We start from the raw sequence: 18,936 nt of genomic DNA on the forward strand, positions 1-18,936 counted from the left end.
CTCCCCGGAGGGAACGGGCCCGCTCGCACAGCCAGGTCAGAACGCTCAGGCGTCCTTGGCCTCGTCGGCCGGCGTGGCGTCCTCGACGACCTCGGCCTCGGCGGCCTTGGTCTCGGACTCCTTGACCGCACGCTTGGTGGCGGCCTCGGCCTCGGCGACGGTCGCCTTCTTGGCGATCTCACCCTCGACCAGCTCGATCACAGCCATCGGGGCGTTGTCGCCACGACGGTTGCCGATCTTGGTGATGCGGGTGTAGCCACCCGGGCGCTCGGCGTAGCGAGGAGCGATCTCGGTGAAGAGCGTGTGCACGATGCCCTTGTCCGTGATCGTCTGCAGCACCAGACGACGGTTGTGGATGTCGCCCTTCTTCGCCTTGGTGATCAGGCGCTCGGCGACCGGACGCAGGCGGCGGGCCTTGGCCTCGGTCGTGGTGATGCGGCCGTGCTCGAACAGCGACTTCGCGAGGTTCGCGAGAAGCAGACGCTCGTGCGCGGCGCTGCCGCCGAAACGGGCTCCCTTGGTGGGACGCGGCATGGTGTTTCTCCTTGGTGATCTGCACCGGCCGTATCAGGTACCGGTGTCAGTTACCGGCGGGCGGCCGCCCGCCGGAAGTTTCCCTGAGCCACAGGCTCAGTACTGCTCGGTCTCCACGAAGCCCGCGTCCGCGTCGTCGTCGGCACCGAAGGCGTCGGCGGCGGCGGTCGGGTCGAATCCGGGCGGGCTGTCCTTGAGGGCCAGGCCCATGCCGGCCAGCTTCGCCTTGACCTCGTCGATCGACTTCGCACCGAAGTTGCGGATGTCGAGCAGGTCGGCCTCGGAGCGGGCGACGAGCTCACCCACGGAGTGGATGCCCTCGCGCTTGAGGCAGTTGTACGAACGAACGGTGAGCTCGAGCTCCTCGATCGGCAGCGCCAGGTCGGCAGCGAGCGCGGCGTCCGTCGGGGACGGACCCATGTCGATGCCCTCGGCGTCGATGTTGAGCTCGCGCGCCAGACCGAACAGCTCGACCAGGGTCTTACCGGCCGACGCCATGGCGTCACGCGGACGCATGGCCTGCTTGGTCTCGACATCGACGATCAGCTTGTCGAAGTCGGTGCGCTGCTCGACACGGGTCGCCTCGACCTTGTACGTGACCTTGAGCACCGGCGAGTAGATGGAGTCGACCGGGATACGGCCGATCTCCTGGCCCACCTGCTTGTTCTGCACGGCGGAGACATAGCCGCGACCGCGCTCGACGGTCAGCTCCATCTCCAGCTTGCCCTTGCCGTTCAGCGTCGCCAGCACGAGGTCCGGGTTGTGGACCTCGACACCGGCCGGCGGGGCGATGTCAGCAGCGGTGACGAGGCCGGGACCCTGCTTGCGCAGGTACATCACGACCGGCTCGTCGTGCTCCGAGGAGACGACCAGCTGCTTGATGTTGAGGATGAGGTCGGTGACGTCCTCCTTGACGCCCGGCACGGTGGTGAACTCGTGCAGGACACCGTCGATCCGGATGCTGGTGACAGCAGCGCCGGGGATCGAGGAGAGGAGCGTACGGCGGAGCGAGTTACCGAGGGTGTAGCCGAAGCCCGGCTCCAGCGGCTCGATCACGAACCGTGAGCGGTACTCGTCGACGACCTCTTCGGTCAGCGAAGGACGCTGAGCGATAAGCATGAGAAATGCCTCCAGTCTTGGCACCCACTATTTGATGCCAACGGAACAAGGGTACGGGCGGTACGGCACCGAAGCGCCATACCGCCCGAAGTCAGGCCCCTACGGGGTCAGACGCGGCGACGCTTCGGGGGGCGGCAGCCGTTGTGCGGGGTGGGGGTGACGTCCTGGATCGAGCCGACCTCGAGGCCGGTGGCCTGGAGGGAGCGGATCGCGGTCTCACGGCCGGAGCCGGGCCCCTTGACGAAGACGTCAACCTTGCGCATGCCGTGCTCCTGCGCGCGGCGGGCGGCCGACTCGGCGGCCATCTGCGCGGCGAAGGGGGTGGACTTGCGCGAGCCCTTGAAGCCGACGTGGCCGGCGGAGGCCCAGGAGATCACGTTGCCCGAGGGGTCCGTGATCGAGACGATCGTGTTGTTGAACGTGCTCTTGATGTGGGCGTGCCCGTGAGCGACGTTCTTCTTTTCCTTGCGGCGCACCTTCTTGGCAGCGCCCTGACGACCCTTGGGGGGCATCTATATCTCCTACAGGGAGGTGGTCGGTCCTACAGCGAAGACCGCTGATGAGCGTCCGCTGAGGACTACTTCTTGCCCGGCTTCTTCTTGCCGGCGATGGCGCGACGCGGGCCCTTGCGGGTACGAGCGTTCGTGCTGGTGCGCTGACCGTGGACCGGCAGGCCGCGGCGGTGCCGCAGACCCTGGTAGCAGCCGATCTCGACCTTGCGGCGGATGTCGGCCTGAACCTCACGCCGGAGGTCACCCTCGGTGCGGAGGTTGGCGTCGACGTACTCGCGGATCTTGACGAGGTCCTCTTCGGCCAGGTCACGAACGCGGGTGTTCGGGTTCACGCCGGTGGTGGCGAGGATCTCCTTGGACCGGGTGCGCCCGATGCCGAAGACGTAGGTGAGGGCAACCTCCACACGCTTGTCGCGCGGGATGTCAACACCTGAAACGCGTGCCATTCAATGGCTCCAGTTGTTTTCGGGGGTCTTCCGCAGAACCGCTCCCGACCGCCGACCTCTCGCGCAAGAGAGGTGGTACGGCCCGGGTCCCCGGCCCCCGCCGGAGGTGTCGTCAGCCGTGGCTTGGACGGGCTCTGCGTATGTACGTATTACGTGCGTCGCGCGAAGAACTGCGAGGTGCAGGTCGTGCTTCAGCCCTGGCGCTGCTTGTGGCGCAGGTTGTCGCAGATGACCATGACCCGACCGTGACGGCGGATCACCTTGCACTTGTCGCAGATCTTCTTGACGCTCGGCTTGACCTTCATGGGATGTGAGGTTCTCCGGGTCAGTGCCACCACCCACGCCGGAGCGGGGTGCGGGCAAGATCTACTTGTATCGGTAGACGATCCGCCCACGCGTCAGGTCGTACGGAGACAGCTCCACGACGACCCGGTCGTCCGGGAGAATACGGATGTAGTGCATCCGCATCTTGCCGGAGATGTGCGCGAGGACCTTGTGACCGTTCTGGAGCTCCACCTTGAACATGGCGTTCGGGAGGGACTCGATCACGGTGCCCTCAATTTCGATGGCACCTTGCTTCTTGGCCACGCTTCGCCCTTCGAATCGGCTACCTTGATCGACTCACGCTCACCGCATGCAGACACACGAGTACACGAGAGCCGACGCATCAGTCTACGTCAGGCCATCCGAAATGACGAATCCGGCAAGTCTGCCCACCCCCGGAGATCGTTAAGCCAGCGGGTCCGGCGCCGTCGTGATGCCCAGCTCCGCCAGCTTCGCCCTGCCGCCGTCCGGCGCCGTCAGCACCAGCGGGCCCTCCTCCGTCAGAGCCACCGAGTGCTCCCAGTGCGAGGACCACGTGCCGTCCGTCGTGATGACAGTCCAGTCGTCCTGGAGCACCTCGGTGTGCGGGGTGCCCAGCGAGACCATCGGCTCGATGGCCAGGCAGAAGCCGGGGACCAGCTTCGGGCCCTTGCCGCGCTTGCGCGAGACGTAGTTCAGCAGGTGGGGGTCCATGTGCATCTCGGTGCCGATGCCGTGGCCGCCGTACTCCTCGATGATCCCGTACCGTCCGCCGCCCGGCTTCGGCTGACGGCGGATGTACGTCTCGATCGCACGGGAGACGTCCACCAGCCGGTTGCCGCTCTTCATCGCCGCGATGCCCGCCCACATCGACTCCTCGGTGACCCGGGAGAGTTCGATCAGCTCCGGAGCGTGACCGCTGCCGACGAAGACGGTGTAGGCCGCGTCGCCGTGCCAGCCGTCGATGATCGCGCCGGCGTCGACCGAGATGATGTCGCCGTCCTTGAGGACGGTCTTCTCGTCCGGGATGCCGTGCACGACCACCTCGTTGACCGAGGTGCAGATGGTCGCGGGGAAGCCGCCGTACCCGAGGAAGTTCGACTTGGCGCCATGGTCGGCGATCACCTTGCGGGCGACCTCGTCCAGATCCTTCGTGGTGGCGCCCGGCACGGCCGCTTCGCGTGTCGCCGCGTGGATCGCGGCGACGACCAGCCCCGCCTCGCGCATCTTGGCGATCTGCTCCGGGGTCTTGATCTGCACCATGGCCTTGCCTTCCACCTCTGACGTGTCTCTGCTCAACAGTACGGCCGCGGCGTCCGTCGGACACCGCGGCCGTACCAGGAGTTACTACGGGGTACTGCTCAGCTCTTCGCGGACTTCTTCAGCGCGTCCATCGCCCGCTGCGTCACGTCCGTGACCTTGCCGAGCGCGGAGATCGTGACCACCAGGTTCTGCGCCCGGTAGTAGTCGATGATCGGCTCGGTCTGCGTGTGGTAGACCTCGAGGCGACGGCGCACGGTCTCCTCGGAGTCGTCGTCGCGCTGGTAGAGGTCACCGCCGCAGATGTCGCAGACACCCTCGTGCTTCGACGGGGAGTAGGTGACATGGAAGACATGGCTGGAGTCGTTGCGGCAGATGCGGCGACCCGCGATCCGCTTCACGACCTCGTCCTCGGGGACCTCCAGGTCGAGCACCGCGTCCAGCGTCATGCCCTCGGACTTCAGCATCGCGTCGAGCGCCTCGGCCTGCGAGACATTGCGCGGGAAGCCGTCCAGCAGAAAGCCGTTCGTGGCGTCCGGCTGTTCCATCCGGTCCTTGGCCATGCCGATGGTGACCTCGTCGGGCACCAGATCTCCCGCGTCCATGTAGGCCTTGGCCTGGAGACCGAGCTCCGTGCCCTGGCTGATGTTGGCGCGGAAGAGGTCGCCCGTGGAGATGTGCGGGATCGACAGGTTCTTGGCAAGGTACGCAGCCTGCGTTCCCTTGCCGGCACCGGGCGGCCCGACGAGGACGATTCGCATCAGCGGAGGAACCCTTCGTAATTGCGCTGCTGGAGCTGGCTCTCGATCTGCTTCACGGTCTCCAGACCCACACCCACGATGATGAGGATGCTCGTCCCGCCGAACGGGAAGTTCTGGTTCGCGCCTCCGAAGCCTGCCAACGCCATCGTCGGGACAAGAGCAATCAGACCCAGGTACAGCGAGCCCGGCCAAGTGATCCTGTTGAGCACGTAGCTCAGGTACTCGGCAGTAGGTCGACCTGCCCGGATACCCGGGATGAAGCCACCATACTTCTTCATGTTGTCCGCGACTTCCTCGGGGTTGAACGAGATCGCCACATAGAAGAAGGCGAAGAACACGATCAACAGGAAGTACGTCGCGATGTAGTACGGGTGGTCACCCTTGACGAAGTGCTGTTCAATCCATGTCTTCCAGCCCGCTTGGGAGTTGGAGAACTGCGCGACCAGCGCCGGAATGTAGAGCAGCGACGACGCGAAGATGACGGGAATCACACCCGCCTGGTTCACCTTCAGCGGGATGTACGTGGACGTCCCTCCGTACGAACGCCGCCCGATCATGCGCTTCGCGTACTGAACCGGGATACGGCGCTGGGCCTGTTCGACGAAGACGACCAGGGCGACCATCACGAAGCCGATCAGGATGACGGTCCCGAACTCGATCCAGCCCTTGGCGAGCTTTCCGCTCGCCTTGATGGCCCACAGGGCACCCGGGAAACCGGCGGCGATCGAGATGAACATCAGGATCGACATGCCGTTGCCGATGCCGCGGTCGGTGATCAGCTCACCGAGCCACATGACGGCGGCGGTACCCGCGGTCATGGTGACGACCATGACGATGGTGGTGAAGATCGAGCGGTCGGGAACGATCTGGTCGCCGACGGAGCAGTTGCCGAAGAGCGCTCCGGAGCGGGCGGTGGCGACCAGGCCGGTGCCCTGCAGCACGGCGAGGGCGACCGTCAGATAGCGCGTGTACTGCGTGATCTTCGCGGTACCGGCAGAGCCCTCCTTCTTGAGGGCCTCCAGCCGCGGAATGACCACGGTCAGCAGCTGCAGGATGATGCTCGCCGTGATGTACGGCATGATGCCGAGCGCGAAGATCGTGATCTGCAGCAGCGCTCCGCCACTGAACATGTTGACCAGGCCGAACAGGCTGTTGTTGCCCTTCGAAGCCTGGTCCACACACGTCTGTACGTTCTGGTAATCGACGCCAGGGACCGGGATGTGTGATCCCAGCCGGTACAGCACGATGATGGCGAGCGTGAAGAGCAGCTTCTTGCGCAGGTCGGGCGTCTTGAACGCCCGGGCGAACGCGGTGAGCACGGTGCCTCCTGCGACCCCCGCGCTACTGCGTCAGAGGTGACGGTATTGAGGATCGACGAATACGTATCAGGCATTCCGCTTGGTCCAGATGCACAGACCACGCGGTTTGGGGGCACAGCCCCCTTTGTTTACAGCAACAGTGCACGCCACCTTACCGGCGGAAGTGCCCCCCTAGGAACGACCAACCGGGGATGCCCCATTTGAGAGGCATCCCCGGTCGATTTTCAGCTTTCAGCCACTGAACTCGTCTCAGACGAGCTCGGTGACGGTGCCGCCGGCAGCGGCAATCTTCTCCTTGGCGGAGCCGGAGACGGCGTCAACCGTCACCTGCAGCGCCACGGAGATCTCGCCCTGGCCCAGGACCTTGACGAGGCTGTTCTTGCGCACCGCACCCTTGGCGACCAGGTCGGCAACGGTGACCTCGCCACCCTCCGGGTAGAGGGCGCCGAGCTTGTCCAGGTTCACGACCTGGTACTCGGTGCGGAACGGGTTCTTGAAGCCCTTGAGCTTCGGGAGACGCATGTGGAGGGGCATCTGCCCACCCTCGAAGCGCTCCGGAACCTGGTAGCGGGCCTTGGTGCCCTTGGTGCCACGACCAGCGGTCTTACCCTTGGACGCCTCACCACGACCCACACGGGTCTTGGCGGTCTTGGCGCCCGGGGCGGGCCGGAGGTTGTGGACCTTCAGCGGGTTGTTCTCCGCCATGTCAGTCGACCTCCTCAACCGTGACGAGGTGGCGGACGGTGTGCACCATGCCGCGGAACTCGGGACGGTCCTCCTTGACAACCACGTCGTTCAGGCGCTTGAGCCCGAGCGAACGCAGGGTGTCGCGGTGGTTCTGCTTGCTTCCGATGTACGACTTCGTCTGCGTGATCTTGAGGCGGGCCATTACGCAGCACCCGCTCCCGCACGCGCACGAAGCAGAGCCGCGGGGGCGACGTCCTCGAGGGGCAGACCACGGCGAGCCGCGATCTCCTCGGGACGCTGCAGGCCCTTGAGGGCCGCCACGGTCGCGTGCACAATGTTGATCGCGTTGGACGAGCCGAGCGACTTCGACAGGATGTCGTGAACGCCGGCGCACTCGAGCACGGCGCGCACCGGGCCACCGGCGATAACGCCGGTACCGGGGGAAGCAGGCTTGAGCAGGACGACGCCCGCGGCCTTCTCGCCCGTGATCGGGTGCGGGATGGTGCCCTGGATACGCGGAACCTTGAAGAAGTTCTTCTTGGCCTCTTCAACGCCCTTGGCGATGGCCGCGGGAACTTCCTTGGCCTTGCCGTATCCGACACCTACGGTGCCGTCACCGTCGCCCACCACGACCAGCGCGGTGAAGCTGAAGCGGCGACCACCCTTGACAACCTTGGCAACGCGGTTGATCGCGACAACGCGCTCAACATAAGCGGTCTTCTCGGCGGCAGCGCCACCGTCGCGACCCTTCCGGTCCCGCCGCTCGCCGCCACCGGCACCGCTTCCGCGGCGCTGGGGTCCAGCCATTGGATTTACCTCTCTCTGTTACGTCCGTTAGTCCCGGAACCGGGGCTCAGAACTTCAGCCCGGCTTCGCGGGCGGCGTCAGCCAGAGCGGCAATGCGCCCGGCGTACCTGTTGCCACCACGGTCGAACACGACGGTCTCGACGCCGGCAGCCTTCGCACGCTCGGCGACAAGCGCGCCGACCTGCTTGGCCTGGGCGCTCTTGTCGCCCTCGCCACCACGAATCGAGGTGTCCAGGGTCGACGCCGACGCGAGCGTGTGGCCCGCGATGTCGTCGATGACCTGCGCAACGATGTTGCGGTTGGAGCGCGTCACGACCAGGCGCGGACGCTCCGGCGTGCCGGAGACGTGCTTGCGGACGCGGATGTGGCGGCGCTTGATGGCGGCGCGCTTGTACGCGTCACCCTTGGCAATCTTCACACCGTATGCCATGGCTTACTTACCCGCCTTTCCGACCTTGCGGCGGATGACCTCGCCGGCGTACTTGACACCCTTGGCCTTGTACGGGTCGGGCTTCCGCAGCTTGCGGATGTTCGCGGCGACCTCGCCGACCTTCTGCTTGTCGATGCCCTCGACCGAGAACTTGGTCGGCGACTCGACCTTGAAGGAGATGCCCTCGGGCGCCTCCACCAGGATCGAGTGGCTGTAGCCGAGCTGGAACTCCAGGTTGGAGCCCTTCGCGGCGACGCGGTAACCGACACCGCTGATCTCGAGCGCCTTGACGTACCCCTGGGTCACGCCGGTGATCATGTTCGCCACCAGCGTGCGGGACAGGCCGTGGAGGGCCTTGTTCTGACGCTCGTCGTTGGGACGGGTGACGTTGAGAACGCCGTCCTCGCCCTTAACAATCTCGATCGGCGCGGCGACGGTGTGCGAGAGGGAACCCTTGGGGCCCTTCACCGCGACCGTGCGGCCATCGATGGTGACGTCCACACCGGCGGGAACCTGGATGGGGAGCTTGCCGATTCGCGACATTAGCTATTCCTCCGTTCCCGACTACCAGACGTAGGCGAGGACTTCCCCACCCACGCCCTTCTTCTGCGCCTGCTGGCCGGTCAGGAGACCGTGGGACGTGGAGATGATCGCCACGCCCAGGCCGCCGAGAACCTTCGGCAGGTTGGTGGACTTCGCGTACACGCGCAGACCCGGCTTGGAGATGCGCTTGATGCCGGCGATCGAACGCTCGCGGTTCGGGCCGAACTTCAGCTCCAGGACGAGGTTCTTGCCGACCTCGGCGTCCTCGACCTTCCAGCCGGTGATGAAGCCCTCCTGCTGGAGGATCTCCGCGATGTGCGACTTGATCTTGCTGTGCGGCATCACGACGGAGTCGTGGTATGCCGAGTTCGCGTTACGCAGACGCGTGAGCATGTCTGCGATGGGATCAGTCATGGTCATGAATTGGCCTTCGGCCTCTCTCGCCGGGGTTTCCTGTATGCGCCATCCCTCTCCCCACTCAGTGGCGGGACGGGTGCGGTGCGGGGACCTACGGCGTAGTAAGTCGGTCAGGGCGGCGGGCGCCCAACCCCACAAGCCTACGGCATGTGAAGGAGGGCTCCCGCCGACCAGATACTTACCGAGAGCCTCCGGTAATTCCCAAGTAGGGAATTACCAGGAGCTCTTGGTCACGCCCGGCAGCTCGCCACGGTGAGCCATCTCACGAAGGCACACGCGGCACAGGCCGAACTTGCGGTACACGGAGTGGGGACGACCGCAGCGCTGGCAGCGGGTGTACGCACGCACACCGAACTTGGGCTTACGAGCAGCCTTGGCAACTAGAGCCTTCTTCGCCATCTCGCTTACGCCTCCTTGAAGGGGAAGCCGAGGTGACGAAGGAGCGCGCGGCCCTCAGCGTCGTTGGTCGCCGTGGTGACCACGGTGATGTCCATACCCCGGACGCGGTCGATCTTGTCCTGGTCGATCTCGTGGAACATGACCTGCTCCGTGAGACCGAAGGTGTAGTTGCCACGGCCGTCGAACTGCTTGGGGGACAGACCACGGAAGTCGCGGATGCGCGGAAGCGCGAGCGACAGGGTGCGGTCCAGGAACTCCCACATGCGGTCGCCACGAAGCGTGACGTGGCAGCCGATCGGCTGGCCCTCGCGCAGCTTGAACTGCGCGATGGACTTACGGGCCTTGGTGACGGCCGGCTTCTGGCCGGTGATCGTGGTGAGGTCGCGAATCGCGCCGTCGATCAGCTTGGAGTCGCGGGCGGCGTCGCCCACACCCATGTTGACCACGATCTTGACGAGGCCGGGGATCTGCATGACGTTCTCGAACGAGAACTCCTCACGCAGCTTGCCCGCGATCTCCTCGCGGTACTTCGTCTTCAGACGCGGAGTGGTGGTGGTAGCCATCAGATGTCCTCACCCGTCCGCTTGGCAACGCGGATCTTGTTGCCCTCGTCGTCGAAGCGGTAACCGACGCGCGTGACGACCTTGTTGCCGTCCTTCTCCACGACGAGCTGAACGTTGCTCACGTGGACAGGGGCCTCGGTCGTGACGATGCCACCGGTCTGCGAACCGCGAGCGGTCTGACCGGCCTTGGTGTGCTTCTTGACCCGGTTGACACCCTCGACCAGGACGCGGTCCTCACGGGGGAAGGCCGCGATGACCTTGCCCTGCTTGCCCTTGTCCTTGCCGGTGATGACCTGAACCAGGTCGCCCTTCTTGATCTTCATGCTTACAGCACCTCCGGCGCGAGCGAGATGATCTTCATGAACTTCTTCTCGCGCAGCTCACGGCCCACGGGGCCGAAGATACGGGTGCCGCGAGGGTCGCCGTCGTTCTTCAGAATGACAGCGGCGTTCTCGTCGAAGCGGATGTACGAGCCGTCCTGGCGGCGGCGCTCCTTGACGGTGCGAACGATGACCGCCTTGACGACGTCACCCTTCTTCACGTTGCCACCGGGGATCGCGTCCTTGACGGTGGCAACGATGACGTCACCGATGCCCGCGTAGCGGCGACCGGAGCCACCGAGAACACGGATGCAAAGGATCTCCTTGGCACCAGTGTTGTCGGCGACACGCAGTCGCGACTCCTGCTGGATCACGTCTATCTCCTGTTTGTCTGCCGGTTCCCGGCCGGGGCTGTACTGGACAGCCCCGGCCGAGCCTGGCGGAACTGACTCGAAGGGTTACCCCTTCAAGTAATTACTTGGCCTTCTCGAGGATCTCGACGATGCGCCAGCGCTTGGTCGCCGACAGCGGACGCGTCTCCATGATGAGGACGCGGTCGCCGACGCCGGCAGCGTTCTGCTCGTCGTGCGCCTTGAGCTTGTTCGTACGGCGGATGACCTTGCCGTACAGCGCGTGCTTCACGCGGTCCTCGACGGCGACGACGACGGTCTTGTCCATCTTGTCGCTGACGACCAGACCCTCACGGGTCTTGCGGAATCCGCGGTCGATCTTGTTCTCAGTCACGTTGCTCTCGCTCATCAGGCGCTCTCCACCGTCTCGATGCCCAGCTCGCGCTCACGCATCAGGGTGTAGATCCGCGCGATGTCCTTCCGGACGGCCTTCAGCCGACCGTGGTTCTCGAGCTGACCGGTTGCCGCCTGGAAGCGGAGGTTGAACAGCTCTTCCTTGGCCTCGCGGAGCTTGGCAACAAGCTCCTCGTTGCCCAGTTCGCGCAGCTCGGACGCCTTGGTACCGGTAGACATCACGACTCACCTGCCTCGCGCCGAACGATCCGGCACTTCATCGGAAGCTTGTGAGCAGCGCGGGTAAGCGCCTCACGCGCAATCTTCTCGTTCGGGTAGGACAGCTCGAACATCACCCGACCGGGCTTGACGTTCGCGATCCACCACTCCGGGGAACCCTTACCGGAACCCATGCGGGTCTCGGCAGGCTTCTTCGTCAGCGGACGGTCCGGGTAGATGTTGATCCAGACCTTGCCGCCACGCTTGATGTGGCGGGTCATCGCGATACGAGCCGCCTCGATCTGGCGGTTGGTCACGTACGCCGGAGTGAGGGCCTGAATGCCGTACTCGCCGAACGCAACCTGCGTACCACCCTTGGACATACCGCTGCGCTTGGGGTGGTGCTGCTTGCGGTGCTTGACCCTACGGGGGATCAGCATGTCGGTCAGGCCTCCGTTCCGGTGCTCTCAGCAGCCGGAGCAGCGGCAGCGGCGGGAGCCTCGGCCTTGGGGGCCTCGGCTGCCGGCGCGGACTGCTGCGGCTTGCGGCCGCGACCGCCACCACGCTCGCCACCGCGGCCACCGCGGCCGGCCGGGCGGTCGGTGCCGCCTCGGGCCGGACGGTTGCCGGCGCGGGCAGCGGCGTTCTCGGCGCGGACCTCGGCGATGTTCTTGACGTCGCCCTTGTAGATCCAGACCTTCACACCGATACGGCCGAAGGTCGTCTTGGCCTCGAAGAAGCCGTAGTCGACGTTCGCACGGAGCGTGTGCAGGGGCACGCGGCCCTCGCGGTAGAACTCCGAGCGGGACATCTCGGCGCCGCCGAGACGGCCACCGCACTGGATCTTGATGCCCTTGGCGCCGGCCTTCATCGTGCCCTGCATGCTCTTACGCATGGCGCGACGGAAGGAGACGCGGGAGGAGAGCTGCTCGGCGACGGCCTGGGCCACCAGCTGAGCGTCCACCTCGGGGTTCTTGACCTCGAGGATGTTCAGCTGGACCTGCTTGCCGGTCAGCTTCTCCAGCTCGCCGCGGATGCGGTCGGCCTCGGCGCCACGGCGACCGATGACGATGCCCGGGCGGGCGGTGTGGATGTCAACGCGGACGCGGTCGCGGGTGCGCTCGATCTCAACCTTCGAGATACCGGCTCGCTCCATGCCCTTCGTCATCATGCGACGAATGGCGACGTCTTCCTTGACGTAGTCCTTGTACAGCTTGTCGGCGTACCAACGGGACTTGAAGTCCGTGGTGATGCCGAGCCGGAACCCATGCGGGTTAACCTTCTGGCCCATTACCGGGTTCCTTCCTTGCTGCTGACGACCACGGTGATGTGGCTGGTCCGCTTACGGATCCGGTAGGCACGGCCCTGAGCACGCGGTCGGAACCGCTTCAGGGTCGGGCCCTCGTCCACGTACGCCTCGCTGATAACCAGCGAAGAGGCGTCGGTGTGGTCGTAGTTGTGCGCGGCGTTGGCAATGGCGCTGTCCAGCACCTTGCCGACCGGCACGCTCGCGGCCTGCGGGGCGAAACGCAGGACCGCCTGAGCCTCCGTGGCATCCATGCCACGGATGAGGTCCACCACTCGGCGGGCCTTCATGGGCGTGACGCGGATGTACCGCGCCTGGGCCCTGGCTTCCATGGTTGTCCCTTCGGTGTAAGTCATAGTCAGTCACCCCGCGTTAGCGGCGCTTCGACTTCCGGTCGTCCTTGACGTGGCCGCGGAAGGTGCGAGTCGGCGAGAACTCGCCGAGCTTGTGGCCGACCATCGACTCGGTGACGAACACCGGGACGTGGATCTTGCCGTTGTGCACCGCGATCGTGTGGCCGAGCATGGCCGGGATGATCATCGAGCGACGGGACCAGGTCTTGATGACGTTCTTGGTGCCTGCTTCGTTCTGTACGTCCACCTTCTTGATGAGGTGGTCGTCGACGAAGGGCCCCTTCTTGAGACTGCGCGGCATCTAAACCCGCTCCTAGCGCTTCTTGTTCGTCTTGCGGCGGCGGACGATGTACTTGTTGCTCGCCTTCTTGGGAGAACGAGTACGACCCTCCTTCTGACCCCACGGGCTGACCGGGTGGCGACCACCGGAGGTCTTGCCCTCACCACCACCGTGCGGGTGGTCGACCGGGTTCATGGCGACACCGCGGACGGTCGGGCGGACGCCCTTCCAGCGCAGACGGCCGGCCTTGCCCCAGTTGATGTTCGACTGCTCGGCGTTGCCGACCTCGCCGATGGTGGCGCGGCAGCGGACGTCGACCAGGCGAATCTCGCCGGACGGCATGCGCAGGTGGGCCATCTGGCCCTCCTTCGCCAGCAGCTGCACGGAGGCACCCGCGGAGCGGGCGAACTTCGCGCCGCCGCCGGGCCGCAGCTCGATGGCGTGGATGGTCGTACCGACCGGGATGTTGCGCAGCGCCAGGTTGTTGCCGGGCTTGATGTCGGCGGCCGGGCCGTTCTCGACACGGTCACCCTGCGACAGGCCACGCGGTGCGATGATGTAGCGCTTCTCGCCGTCTGCGTAGTGCAGAAGCGCGATGCGCGCGGTGCGGTTCGGGTCGTACTCGATGTGAGCGACCTTGGCCGGCACGCCGTCCTTGTCGTGACGACGGAAGTCGATCACGCGGTAGGCGCGCTTGTGGCCACCGCCCTGGTGACGGACGGTCACACGACCGGTGTTGTTACGGCCGCCCTTGCTGTGCAGGGGGCGGACCAGCGACTTCTCCGGCGTGGACCGCGTGATCTCGACAAAGTCGGCGACGCTGGAGCCACGACGGCCCGGGGTCGTCGGCTTGTACTTGCGGATACCCATTTCTCAGTCCTCGTCCGATTCCGGACGACTCGACCTCCGTCAGGAGGTCGGGCCGCCGAAGATGTCGATTCGGTCGCCCTCAGCGAGGGTCACGATGGCGCGCTTGGTGTTGGCGCGCTTGCCGAAACCGGTCTTGGTGCGCTTGCGCTTACCCTGACGGTTGATCGTGTTGACCCCGGTGACCTTGACCGAGAAGACCGCCTCGACGGCCTGCTTGATCTGGGTCTTGTTGGAGCCGGGCGCGACGATGAACGTGTACTTGTTCTCGTCGAGCAGGGCGTAGCTCTTCTCGGAGACAACCGGCTTGACGAGAACGTCACGCGGGTCCGAGTAGGTCTTGCTGGTTACGGTCGCCTCGGACATCAGGCGTCGCTCCCTTCGGTCTCAGCGGCCTTGGGGCCAGACACGAAGGACTCGAAGGCGGCCTGGGTGAAGACCACGTCGTCGGAGACGAGCACGTCGTACGTGTTCAGCTGGCCCGGCTCCAGGAGGTGCACCTGGGGCAGGTTGCGGGCGGAGAGCCACGCGGCCTCGTCGGCCCGCTCGACAACCAGGAGCACGTGCTTGCGCTCGCTGATCTTGCCCAGCAGGGTCTTCGCGGCCTTCGTGGAGACGCCACCGTCGACCACGCCGGTGACGACGTGGATACGGCTGTTGCGGGCCCGGTCGGAGAGGGCACCGCGCAGGGCGGCGGCCTTCATCTTCTTGGGGGTCCGCTGCGAGTAGTCGCGCGGCGTGGGGCCGTGGACGACGCCACCGCCGGCGAACTGCGGCGCACGGGTCGAACCCTGGCGCGCGCGGCCGGTGCCCTTCTGGCGGTAAGGCTTCTTGCCACCACCACGGACCTCGCCACGACGCTTGACCTTGTGCGTGCCCTGACGGGCGGCGGCCAGCTGCGCGACGACGACCTGGTGGAGCAGCGGGATGCTGACCTTGGCGTCGAAGATCTCGGCCGGGAGCTCGACGGTCCCGGACTTGTCGCCGGAGGGCGACAGAATGTCAATGGTGCTCATAGTCCTCAGACCCCCTTGGCCGCAGTGCGGACGAGGACGAGGCCGCCGTTCGGACCAGGAACCGCGCCCTTGATGAGCAGCAGGCCCTTCTCCGCGTCAACCGCGTGGATGGTCAGGTTCTGGGTGGTGACCCGCTCGTTACCCATGCGGCCCGCCATGCGCATGCCCTTGAAGACACGCCCAGGGGTGGCGCAGCCACCGATGGAACCGGGCGAGCGGTGCTTGCGCTGGGTGCCGTGACCGGCGCCGAGGCCCTTGAAGTTGTGACGCTTCATGACACCGGCGAAGCCCTTGCCCTTGCTCTTGCCCGTGACGTCAACCTTGACGCCGGACTCGAACACCTCGGCAGTGATCTCCTGGCCGAGCGTGTACTCGCCGGCGTCGGAGGTGCGGAGCTCCACCAGGTGGCGGCGGGGGGTCACGTCGGCCTTGGCGAAGTGGCCCTTGAGGGGCTTGTTCACCTTGCGCGGGTCAATCTCGCCGAAGGCGATCTGGACCGACTCGTAGCCGTCGACGTCATTCGTACGGACCTGGGTCACAACGTTCGGACCGGCCTTGACCACAGTCACCGGGACGACACGGTTGTTCTCGTCCCAGACCTGGGTCATGCCGAGCTTCTCGCCCAGGATGCCCTTGATCTGCTTAGCCATCTCTTCCGCGCCTCTCAGAGCTTGATCTCGATGTCGACGCCGGCCGGAAGGTCCAGGCGCATCAACGAGTCAACGGTCTTGGGCGTCGGGTCGAGGATGTCGATCAGGCGCTTGTGCGTGCGCATCTCGAAGTGCTCGCGCGAGTCCTTGTACTTGTGCGGCGACTTGATGACGCAGTACACGTTCTTCTCAGTGGGCAGCGGCACCGGGCCTGCAACCGACGCACCAGTGCGGGTCACCGTCTCGACGATCTTCTTCGCCGAAGAGTCGATGACCTCGTGGTCGTAGGCCTTGAGCCGGATGCGGATCTTCTGTCCCGCCATGGCTACTCAGTAGTCCTGTCTCTCGTAACGCTCTGGAACTCGGCGGGTACTACATTCTTCTCCGACCCACGCGGTCGGGCGTGTCGCACTCCCTCTACGAAGATCTCCCGAAGGATTTCCCAACCAAGGGGGTGCGGGCCGTAGCCGCGCATCGGGGGAAGAACACCCACCGAGTGCCTGGCCGGTACCCCGCTGACACTTCCCGGAAGATTCCCGTACGTCCGCTCCAGCGCTGCCTTACGGCAGATGGGGCGACGAGTACTGTGGGACTCGCTTCCGGTCCTCCCGACGGGAGGCGCGCAGCATCGGCACTCAACCGAGCAACCTGGCTAGTGTGCCATATGGGGCAGACCCCTGGCCAATCGTGGCCGGAGAGAGTACCCCACTGATCCGCTTCTCACCCACGCCCCTGCGACGCGAGGCAACCTCGCGTGTCGATCGGCCGTCTTGCTGAGCGCGGACGGCCTGTGACCAGCCCGGCCGCCCATATCTGAGTGTGAGAGTACGCAGCAAGGGGGGCCTGTCTGCCCGCTGCGGGGGAAGCGGACGGAGCGGGACAGATGAACATCGCGCATGCCCGGGGGGCGGCTGCCGCGCGCCTGAGCGGCCCGAGCAGACGGAATGTGGTCAGCGCCACAGCCGCCGTCGCCGCGGCCGCCGCTCTCAGCTCCTGCTCCGTACCCGCCCAGCGGCGCTCCTACCCGACCGCGGACCCCGCACCCGGCATTCCCATCGCCAGCTCCCGGCGGGCGCAGCTGATGCAGATACTCGCCCATCCCGACGACGATCTGTACTTCATGAACCCCGACACCCAGCGGATGCTGGACGCCGGGGTTCCGCTGGTCTGCGTGTACGTCACCGCGGGCGAGCACGAGGGCATCAACCACATACCCGGCAACCCGAACGACCCGGCGGACAAGGCCGCCTACTCCTCGGCCCGTCACCAGGGCCTGCGCCAGGCCTACGCGTCCCTGCTCGGGCTCGGCAGGTTCACCGAGTGGACCAAGGACGTCGCCCCGCTGCAGGGCGGCCACCGTGCCGAGATCAACACCCTCGTCAACGGCTACCGCAGGGTCGAGCTGATCTTCCTCAACCTCCCCATGCACACCAGGCGCCGGTACATGGCCCTGCCCAGCCTGTGGCAGGACCGGGCGCTGGGGCTGACCACCGTCGTCGCCGCCGACTCCCCGCTGCGCCGGGCCGTCTCGTACGACTACGACACGCTCGTCGACGTACTGGTCGGGCTGATGGAGCAGTACCGGCCGACCGTGATCCAGACCCTGGACCCCGACCCGGACATCCAGCACAGCGACGAGGCCACCCGCAAGAAGGACAGCGAGCAGCGCGGCTACTCGGATCACGGCGACCACACCGCGGTCGCCTCCTTCAGCTGGGCCGCCATGGTCCGCTGGGTCGCCCGTGCGACGAAGGACGGCGGCCATGTGCCCGCCTTCGTCGCCACCGCCTTCCGCGGCTACTACAACCGGCACTGGCCCAAGAACCTCCCGGCCGCGGTGCTCAAGGAGAAGGCCCAGAACCTCGTCCCGTACGGCGGCGACCCGCGGTGGCAGTGCGGCAACTCGTCCGGCTGCGGCGACTACAGCGTCGGCGGCATCCGTCCGCTCCAGAACAAGAAGGGCTGGGTCCGCTCCACCCACTACCGCCACCCCGGCGCCCGCACCGTCGTCGCCGCCGAGCCGTCCGGCCGGCTGGTCGCCTACGGGGTGCTCGGGCTGCGTGCGGTCCGCTGGCGCGAGACCAGGCCGGGCAGCGGGCAATGGAGCAACCCGGACGACCTCGGCGGCGGCCCGCTCGCGCCCGCGCTCGGCGGCGCAACGCTGAAGGACGGCCGCCAGTTGCTGTTCGCGCTGCGCTTCGCCGAACTCGGCGGCCGCGGCGGGCCCAACCGGCGCGAGGTCGTCCTGCTGGAGCAGGGCTCCCCCGGCGGCACGTTCCTTGCCTGGAAGGGGCTCGGCAACCCCGAGCGGGGCGACGACCGCGGCCGCCGCATCGGCGTCCCGGTCGCCGTCGCGGCCCCCGACGGCCGGGTCCATCTCTTCGTCCGCAACGCCGACAAGGGCATCAGCACACGGGTCCGCGACACCTCAGGGGACTGGGACCGCTGGCGCGACCTCGGCGGCGAGGAGATCCAGGACGGTCTGTCGACGGTCGTGGACCGCGCCGGCCGGGTCCATGTCTTCGCCGCGGGCCGCGAGGGCGTCCACCACTGGACGCAGGACACGATGGGCCTGCCGCTCACCTACCGCGCGGACGGGGGCCTGCCGGTGCCCGGAGACCCGATCGCCCCGCTGCCGACCCACGACGGCGGCATAGAGCTGTACTACCGCAGGCCGACGGCCCGGGCCGTGATGGCCGTACGCGCCGGGGGCACCCCCGCGCGGCCCCGCAAGGAGGGCTTCGCCGGCTACGGCCCGGTGAGCGCGGCAGCGACGCCCGGCGGCCCGGTACTGCTCGGCAAGGACACCCGCGGCCAGCTCCAACTGCGCACGGGCAGAAGGCTTCTGACACGCACTCGGGGCATGGCGGCACTGGACGCGCCCGCCCTCCACATAGGCCGCTCGGGCGCCACCGTGGTGGGCCTGGGGGCAGACGCGCACCCCTGGACCTGGCAGCCCGAGGCAGGAACCGCCGGCTGATCCGGCTTCAGCGCAGGCAGACAGACAGACACAGCAAAGGGGCCCCGCACCGAAGTGCGGGGCCCCAGCTGTTGCTCCAGGAGCAACCAGGTCAGATCAGCA

General features: G+C 66.5%; 31 protein-coding genes. 1 reads left to right on the top strand and 30 read right to left on the bottom strand.

Annotated features, from left to right (window positions below; genetic code table 11):
* Positions 1-45: 45 nt before the first annotated feature.
* The 30 genes from rplQ to rpsJ all read right to left on the bottom strand — a co-directional run bounded on the left by rplQ (position 46) and on the right by rpsJ (position 16,177).
* Positions 46-534 (bottom strand): 50S ribosomal protein L17, encoded by a 489-nt coding sequence (gene rplQ / locus OHA61_RS14810; RefSeq protein ID WP_328670975.1) that lies wholly within the window; start codon positions 532-534, stop codon positions 46-48.
* A gap of 96 nt (positions 535-630) precedes the next feature.
* Complete coding sequence (locus tag OHA61_RS14815) at positions 631-1,653, bottom strand: DNA-directed RNA polymerase subunit alpha (RefSeq protein ID WP_003956430.1); 1,023 nt, start codon at positions 1,651-1,653, stop codon at positions 631-633.
* 107 nt (positions 1,654-1,760) lie between these two features.
* Complete coding sequence (gene rpsK / locus OHA61_RS14820) at positions 1,761-2,165, bottom strand: 30S ribosomal protein S11 (RefSeq protein WP_003956432.1); 405 nt, start codon at positions 2,163-2,165, stop codon at positions 1,761-1,763.
* A gap of 65 nt (positions 2,166-2,230) precedes the next feature.
* The gene (rpsM, locus tag OHA61_RS14825; RefSeq protein WP_142214193.1) at positions 2,231-2,611 is read right to left on the bottom strand and encodes a 30S ribosomal protein S13; all 381 of its coding nucleotides are present in this window, start codon (positions 2,609-2,611) and stop codon (positions 2,231-2,233) included.
* 191 nt (positions 2,612-2,802) lie between these two features.
* On the bottom strand, positions 2,803-2,916 hold the full coding sequence (gene rpmJ / locus OHA61_RS14830; RefSeq protein WP_003956441.1) for a 50S ribosomal protein L36: 114 nt from the start codon (positions 2,914-2,916) through the stop codon (positions 2,803-2,805).
* Between the two features lie 61 nt (positions 2,917-2,977).
* Positions 2,978-3,199, bottom strand: a complete 222-nt coding sequence (infA, locus tag OHA61_RS14835; RefSeq protein WP_003956442.1) for a translation initiation factor IF-1 — start codon at positions 3,197-3,199, stop codon at positions 2,978-2,980.
* A 141-nt stretch (positions 3,200-3,340) separates the two neighbouring features.
* Positions 3,341-4,177: a type I methionyl aminopeptidase gene (gene map / locus OHA61_RS14840; RefSeq protein ID WP_406303440.1), complete on the bottom strand. Its 837-nt coding sequence runs from the start codon at positions 4,175-4,177 to the stop codon at positions 3,341-3,343.
* A 98-nt stretch (positions 4,178-4,275) separates the two neighbouring features.
* Positions 4,276-4,935 (bottom strand): adenylate kinase, encoded by a 660-nt coding sequence (locus OHA61_RS14845; protein ID WP_324986094.1) that lies wholly within the window; start codon positions 4,933-4,935, stop codon positions 4,276-4,278.
* Positions 4,935-6,254 carry a preprotein translocase subunit SecY gene (gene secY, locus OHA61_RS14850; protein WP_406303441.1) on the bottom strand — a complete coding sequence of 440 codons (1,320 nt, stop codon included), beginning with the start codon at positions 6,252-6,254 and terminating at the stop codon, positions 4,935-4,937. Before secY ends, OHA61_RS14845 begins: the two co-directional genes overlap by 1 nt.
* Before the next feature lie 249 nt (positions 6,255-6,503).
* Positions 6,504-6,959 (bottom strand): 50S ribosomal protein L15, encoded by a 456-nt coding sequence (rplO, locus tag OHA61_RS14855; RefSeq protein WP_142214197.1) that lies wholly within the window; start codon positions 6,957-6,959, stop codon positions 6,504-6,506.
* 1 nt (position 6,960) lies between these two features.
* Positions 6,961-7,143, bottom strand: coding sequence for a 50S ribosomal protein L30 (gene rpmD, locus OHA61_RS14860; protein WP_005313525.1), 183 nt, complete (start codon positions 7,141-7,143; stop codon positions 6,961-6,963).
* Complete coding sequence (rpsE, locus tag OHA61_RS14865; protein ID WP_328671274.1) at positions 7,143-7,748, bottom strand: 30S ribosomal protein S5; 606 nt, start codon at positions 7,746-7,748, stop codon at positions 7,143-7,145. The genes rpmD and rpsE overlap by 1 nt, the downstream gene beginning before the upstream one ends.
* Positions 7,749-7,794: 46 nt before the next feature.
* The gene (gene rplR, locus OHA61_RS14870; protein ID WP_266479163.1) at positions 7,795-8,178 is read right to left on the bottom strand and encodes a 50S ribosomal protein L18; all 384 of its coding nucleotides are present in this window, start codon (positions 8,176-8,178) and stop codon (positions 7,795-7,797) included.
* A 3-nt stretch (positions 8,179-8,181) separates the two neighbouring features.
* Positions 8,182-8,721: a 50S ribosomal protein L6 gene (gene rplF / locus OHA61_RS14875; RefSeq protein ID WP_266479164.1), complete on the bottom strand. Its 540-nt coding sequence runs from the start codon at positions 8,719-8,721 to the stop codon at positions 8,182-8,184.
* Positions 8,722-8,742: 21 nt separating this feature from the next.
* Complete coding sequence (gene rpsH / locus OHA61_RS14880) at positions 8,743-9,141, bottom strand: 30S ribosomal protein S8 (RefSeq protein WP_005313538.1); 399 nt, start codon at positions 9,139-9,141, stop codon at positions 8,743-8,745.
* A 210-nt stretch (positions 9,142-9,351) separates the two neighbouring features.
* Positions 9,352-9,537 carry a type Z 30S ribosomal protein S14 gene (locus OHA61_RS14885; RefSeq protein ID WP_099500629.1) on the bottom strand — a complete coding sequence of 62 codons (186 nt, stop codon included), beginning with the start codon at positions 9,535-9,537 and terminating at the stop codon, positions 9,352-9,354.
* A 5-nt stretch (positions 9,538-9,542) separates the two neighbouring features.
* On the bottom strand, positions 9,543-10,100 hold the full coding sequence (gene rplE, locus OHA61_RS14890; protein ID WP_266479165.1) for a 50S ribosomal protein L5: 558 nt from the start codon (positions 10,098-10,100) through the stop codon (positions 9,543-9,545).
* A complete protein-coding gene (gene rplX / locus OHA61_RS14895) occupies positions 10,100-10,423 on the bottom strand; it encodes a 50S ribosomal protein L24 (protein ID WP_142214201.1) in 324 nt (107 codons plus the stop codon). The genes rplE and rplX overlap by 1 nt, the downstream gene beginning before the upstream one ends.
* 2 nt (positions 10,424-10,425) lie before the next feature.
* Positions 10,426-10,794 (bottom strand): 50S ribosomal protein L14, encoded by a 369-nt coding sequence (gene rplN, locus OHA61_RS14900; RefSeq protein WP_003956455.1) that lies wholly within the window; start codon positions 10,792-10,794, stop codon positions 10,426-10,428.
* A 100-nt stretch (positions 10,795-10,894) separates the two neighbouring features.
* On the bottom strand, positions 10,895-11,179 hold the full coding sequence (rpsQ, locus tag OHA61_RS14905; protein WP_266479166.1) for a 30S ribosomal protein S17: 285 nt from the start codon (positions 11,177-11,179) through the stop codon (positions 10,895-10,897).
* A complete protein-coding gene (gene rpmC, locus OHA61_RS14910) occupies positions 11,179-11,403 on the bottom strand; it encodes a 50S ribosomal protein L29 (RefSeq protein WP_142214203.1) in 225 nt (74 codons plus the stop codon). Before rpmC ends, rpsQ begins: the two co-directional genes overlap by 1 nt.
* Complete coding sequence (gene rplP, locus OHA61_RS14915) at positions 11,403-11,822, bottom strand: 50S ribosomal protein L16 (RefSeq protein ID WP_014047785.1); 420 nt, start codon at positions 11,820-11,822, stop codon at positions 11,403-11,405. The genes rpmC and rplP overlap by 1 nt, the downstream gene beginning before the upstream one ends.
* 5 nt (positions 11,823-11,827) lie before the next feature.
* Positions 11,828-12,673 carry a 30S ribosomal protein S3 gene (rpsC, locus tag OHA61_RS14920; protein WP_328671338.1) on the bottom strand — a complete coding sequence of 282 codons (846 nt, stop codon included), beginning with the start codon at positions 12,671-12,673 and terminating at the stop codon, positions 11,828-11,830.
* The gene (gene rplV, locus OHA61_RS14925; RefSeq protein ID WP_004571827.1) at positions 12,673-13,020 is read right to left on the bottom strand and encodes a 50S ribosomal protein L22; all 348 of its coding nucleotides are present in this window, start codon (positions 13,018-13,020) and stop codon (positions 12,673-12,675) included. Before rplV ends, rpsC begins: the two co-directional genes overlap by 1 nt.
* Before the next feature lie 40 nt (positions 13,021-13,060).
* Entirely contained in the window at positions 13,061-13,342 is a 282-nt protein-coding gene (rpsS, locus tag OHA61_RS14930) for a 30S ribosomal protein S19 (protein WP_127356386.1), read from the bottom strand.
* A gap of 12 nt (positions 13,343-13,354) precedes the next feature.
* A complete protein-coding gene (rplB, locus tag OHA61_RS14935; RefSeq protein ID WP_142214206.1) occupies positions 13,355-14,191 on the bottom strand; it encodes a 50S ribosomal protein L2 in 837 nt (278 codons plus the stop codon).
* Positions 14,192-14,230: 39 nt separating this feature from the next.
* Positions 14,231-14,554, bottom strand: a complete 324-nt coding sequence (rplW, locus tag OHA61_RS14940; protein ID WP_324989678.1) for a 50S ribosomal protein L23 — start codon at positions 14,552-14,554, stop codon at positions 14,231-14,233.
* Positions 14,554-15,204, bottom strand: coding sequence for a 50S ribosomal protein L4 (gene rplD, locus OHA61_RS14945; protein WP_324989679.1), 651 nt, complete (start codon positions 15,202-15,204; stop codon positions 14,554-14,556). The genes rplW and rplD overlap by 1 nt, the downstream gene beginning before the upstream one ends.
* Before the next feature lie 5 nt (positions 15,205-15,209).
* Positions 15,210-15,854, bottom strand: a complete 645-nt coding sequence (rplC, locus tag OHA61_RS14950; protein WP_324989681.1) for a 50S ribosomal protein L3 — start codon at positions 15,852-15,854, stop codon at positions 15,210-15,212.
* A 14-nt stretch (positions 15,855-15,868) separates the two neighbouring features.
* Positions 15,869-16,177 (bottom strand): 30S ribosomal protein S10, encoded by a 309-nt coding sequence (rpsJ, locus tag OHA61_RS14955; protein ID WP_003948644.1) that lies wholly within the window; start codon positions 16,175-16,177, stop codon positions 15,869-15,871.
* Between the two features lie 560 nt (positions 16,178-16,737).
* Here rpsJ and OHA61_RS14960 point away from each other — a divergent pair.
* A complete protein-coding gene (locus OHA61_RS14960) occupies positions 16,738-18,834 on the top strand; it encodes a PIG-L family deacetylase (protein WP_406303442.1) in 2,097 nt (698 codons plus the stop codon).
* The last annotated feature ends 102 nt before the right edge of the window (positions 18,835-18,936 follow it).

It is taken from the genome of Streptomyces sp. NBC_00885 (assembly GCF_045207475.1).
GTDB lineage: Bacteria > Actinomycetota > Actinomycetes > Streptomycetales > Streptomycetaceae > Streptomyces.

What these genes read in the sequence shown, in the direction of transcription:
- rplQ (WP_328670975.1), bottom strand. Translation starts at nt 534, where the DNA reads ATGCCGCGTCCCACCAAGGGAGCCCGTTTCGGCGGCAGCGCCGCGCAC.
- OHA61_RS14815 (WP_003956430.1), bottom strand. Translation starts at nt 1,653, where the DNA reads ATGCTTATCGCTCAGCGTCCTTCGCTGACCGAAGAGGTCGTCGACGAG.
- rpsK (WP_003956432.1), bottom strand. Translation starts at nt 2,165, where the DNA reads ATGCCCCCCAAGGGTCGTCAGGGCGCTGCCAAGAAGGTGCGCCGCAAG.
- rpsM (WP_142214193.1), bottom strand. Translation starts at nt 2,611, where the DNA reads ATGGCACGCGTTTCAGGTGTTGACATCCCGCGCGACAAGCGTGTGGAG.
- rpmJ (WP_003956441.1), bottom strand. Translation starts at nt 2,916, where the DNA reads ATGAAGGTCAAGCCGAGCGTCAAGAAGATCTGCGACAAGTGCAAGGTG.
- map (WP_406303440.1), bottom strand. Translation starts at nt 4,177, where the DNA reads ATGGTGCAGATCAAGACCCCGGAGCAGATCGCCAAGATGCGCGAGGCG.
- OHA61_RS14845 (WP_324986094.1), bottom strand. Translation starts at nt 4,935, where the DNA reads ATGCGAATCGTCCTCGTCGGGCCGCCCGGTGCCGGCAAGGGAACGCAG.
- rplO (WP_142214197.1), bottom strand. Translation starts at nt 6,959, where the DNA reads ATGGCGGAGAACAACCCGCTGAAGGTCCACAACCTCCGGCCCGCCCCG.
- rpmD (WP_005313525.1), bottom strand. Translation starts at nt 7,143, where the DNA reads ATGGCCCGCCTCAAGATCACGCAGACGAAGTCGTACATCGGAAGCAAG.
- rpsE (WP_328671274.1), bottom strand. Translation starts at nt 7,748, where the DNA reads ATGGCTGGACCCCAGCGCCGCGGAAGCGGTGCCGGTGGCGGCGAGCGG.
- rplR (WP_266479163.1), bottom strand. Translation starts at nt 8,178, where the DNA reads ATGGCATACGGTGTGAAGATTGCCAAGGGTGACGCGTACAAGCGCGCC.
- rplF (WP_266479164.1), bottom strand. Translation starts at nt 8,721, where the DNA reads ATGTCGCGAATCGGCAAGCTCCCCATCCAGGTTCCCGCCGGTGTGGAC.
- rpsH (WP_005313538.1), bottom strand. Translation starts at nt 9,141, where the DNA reads ATGACCATGACTGATCCCATCGCAGACATGCTCACGCGTCTGCGTAAC.
- OHA61_RS14885 (WP_099500629.1), bottom strand. Translation starts at nt 9,537, where the DNA reads ATGGCGAAGAAGGCTCTAGTTGCCAAGGCTGCTCGTAAGCCCAAGTTC.
- rplE (WP_266479165.1), bottom strand. Translation starts at nt 10,100, where the DNA reads ATGGCTACCACCACCACTCCGCGTCTGAAGACGAAGTACCGCGAGGAG.
- rplX (WP_142214201.1), bottom strand. Translation starts at nt 10,423, where the DNA reads ATGAAGATCAAGAAGGGCGACCTGGTTCAGGTCATCACCGGCAAGGAC.
- rpsQ (WP_266479166.1), bottom strand. Translation starts at nt 11,179, where the DNA reads ATGAGCGAGAGCAACGTGACTGAGAACAAGATCGACCGCGGATTCCGC.
- rpmC (WP_142214203.1), bottom strand. Translation starts at nt 11,403, where the DNA reads ATGTCTACCGGTACCAAGGCGTCCGAGCTGCGCGAACTGGGCAACGAG.
- rplP (WP_014047785.1), bottom strand. Translation starts at nt 11,822, where the DNA reads ATGCTGATCCCCCGTAGGGTCAAGCACCGCAAGCAGCACCACCCCAAG.
- rpsC (WP_328671338.1), bottom strand. Translation starts at nt 12,673, where the DNA reads ATGGGCCAGAAGGTTAACCCGCATGGGTTCCGGCTCGGCATCACCACG.
- rplV (WP_004571827.1), bottom strand. Translation starts at nt 13,020, where the DNA reads ATGGAAGCCAGGGCCCAGGCGCGGTACATCCGCGTCACGCCCATGAAG.
- rpsS (WP_127356386.1), bottom strand. Translation starts at nt 13,342, where the DNA reads ATGCCGCGCAGTCTCAAGAAGGGGCCCTTCGTCGACGACCACCTCATC.
- rplB (WP_142214206.1), bottom strand. Translation starts at nt 14,191, where the DNA reads ATGGGTATCCGCAAGTACAAGCCGACGACCCCGGGCCGTCGTGGCTCC.
- rplW (WP_324989678.1), bottom strand. Translation starts at nt 14,554, where the DNA reads ATGTCCGAGGCGACCGTAACCAGCAAGACCTACTCGGACCCGCGTGAC.
- rplD (WP_324989679.1), bottom strand. Translation starts at nt 15,204, where the DNA reads ATGAGCACCATTGACATTCTGTCGCCCTCCGGCGACAAGTCCGGGACC.
- rplC (WP_324989681.1), bottom strand. Translation starts at nt 15,854, where the DNA reads ATGGCTAAGCAGATCAAGGGCATCCTGGGCGAGAAGCTCGGCATGACC.
- rpsJ (WP_003948644.1), bottom strand. Translation starts at nt 16,177, where the DNA reads ATGGCGGGACAGAAGATCCGCATCCGGCTCAAGGCCTACGACCACGAG.
- OHA61_RS14960 (WP_406303442.1), top strand. Translation starts at nt 16,738, where the DNA reads ATGAACATCGCGCATGCCCGGGGGGCGGCTGCCGCGCGCCTGAGCGGC.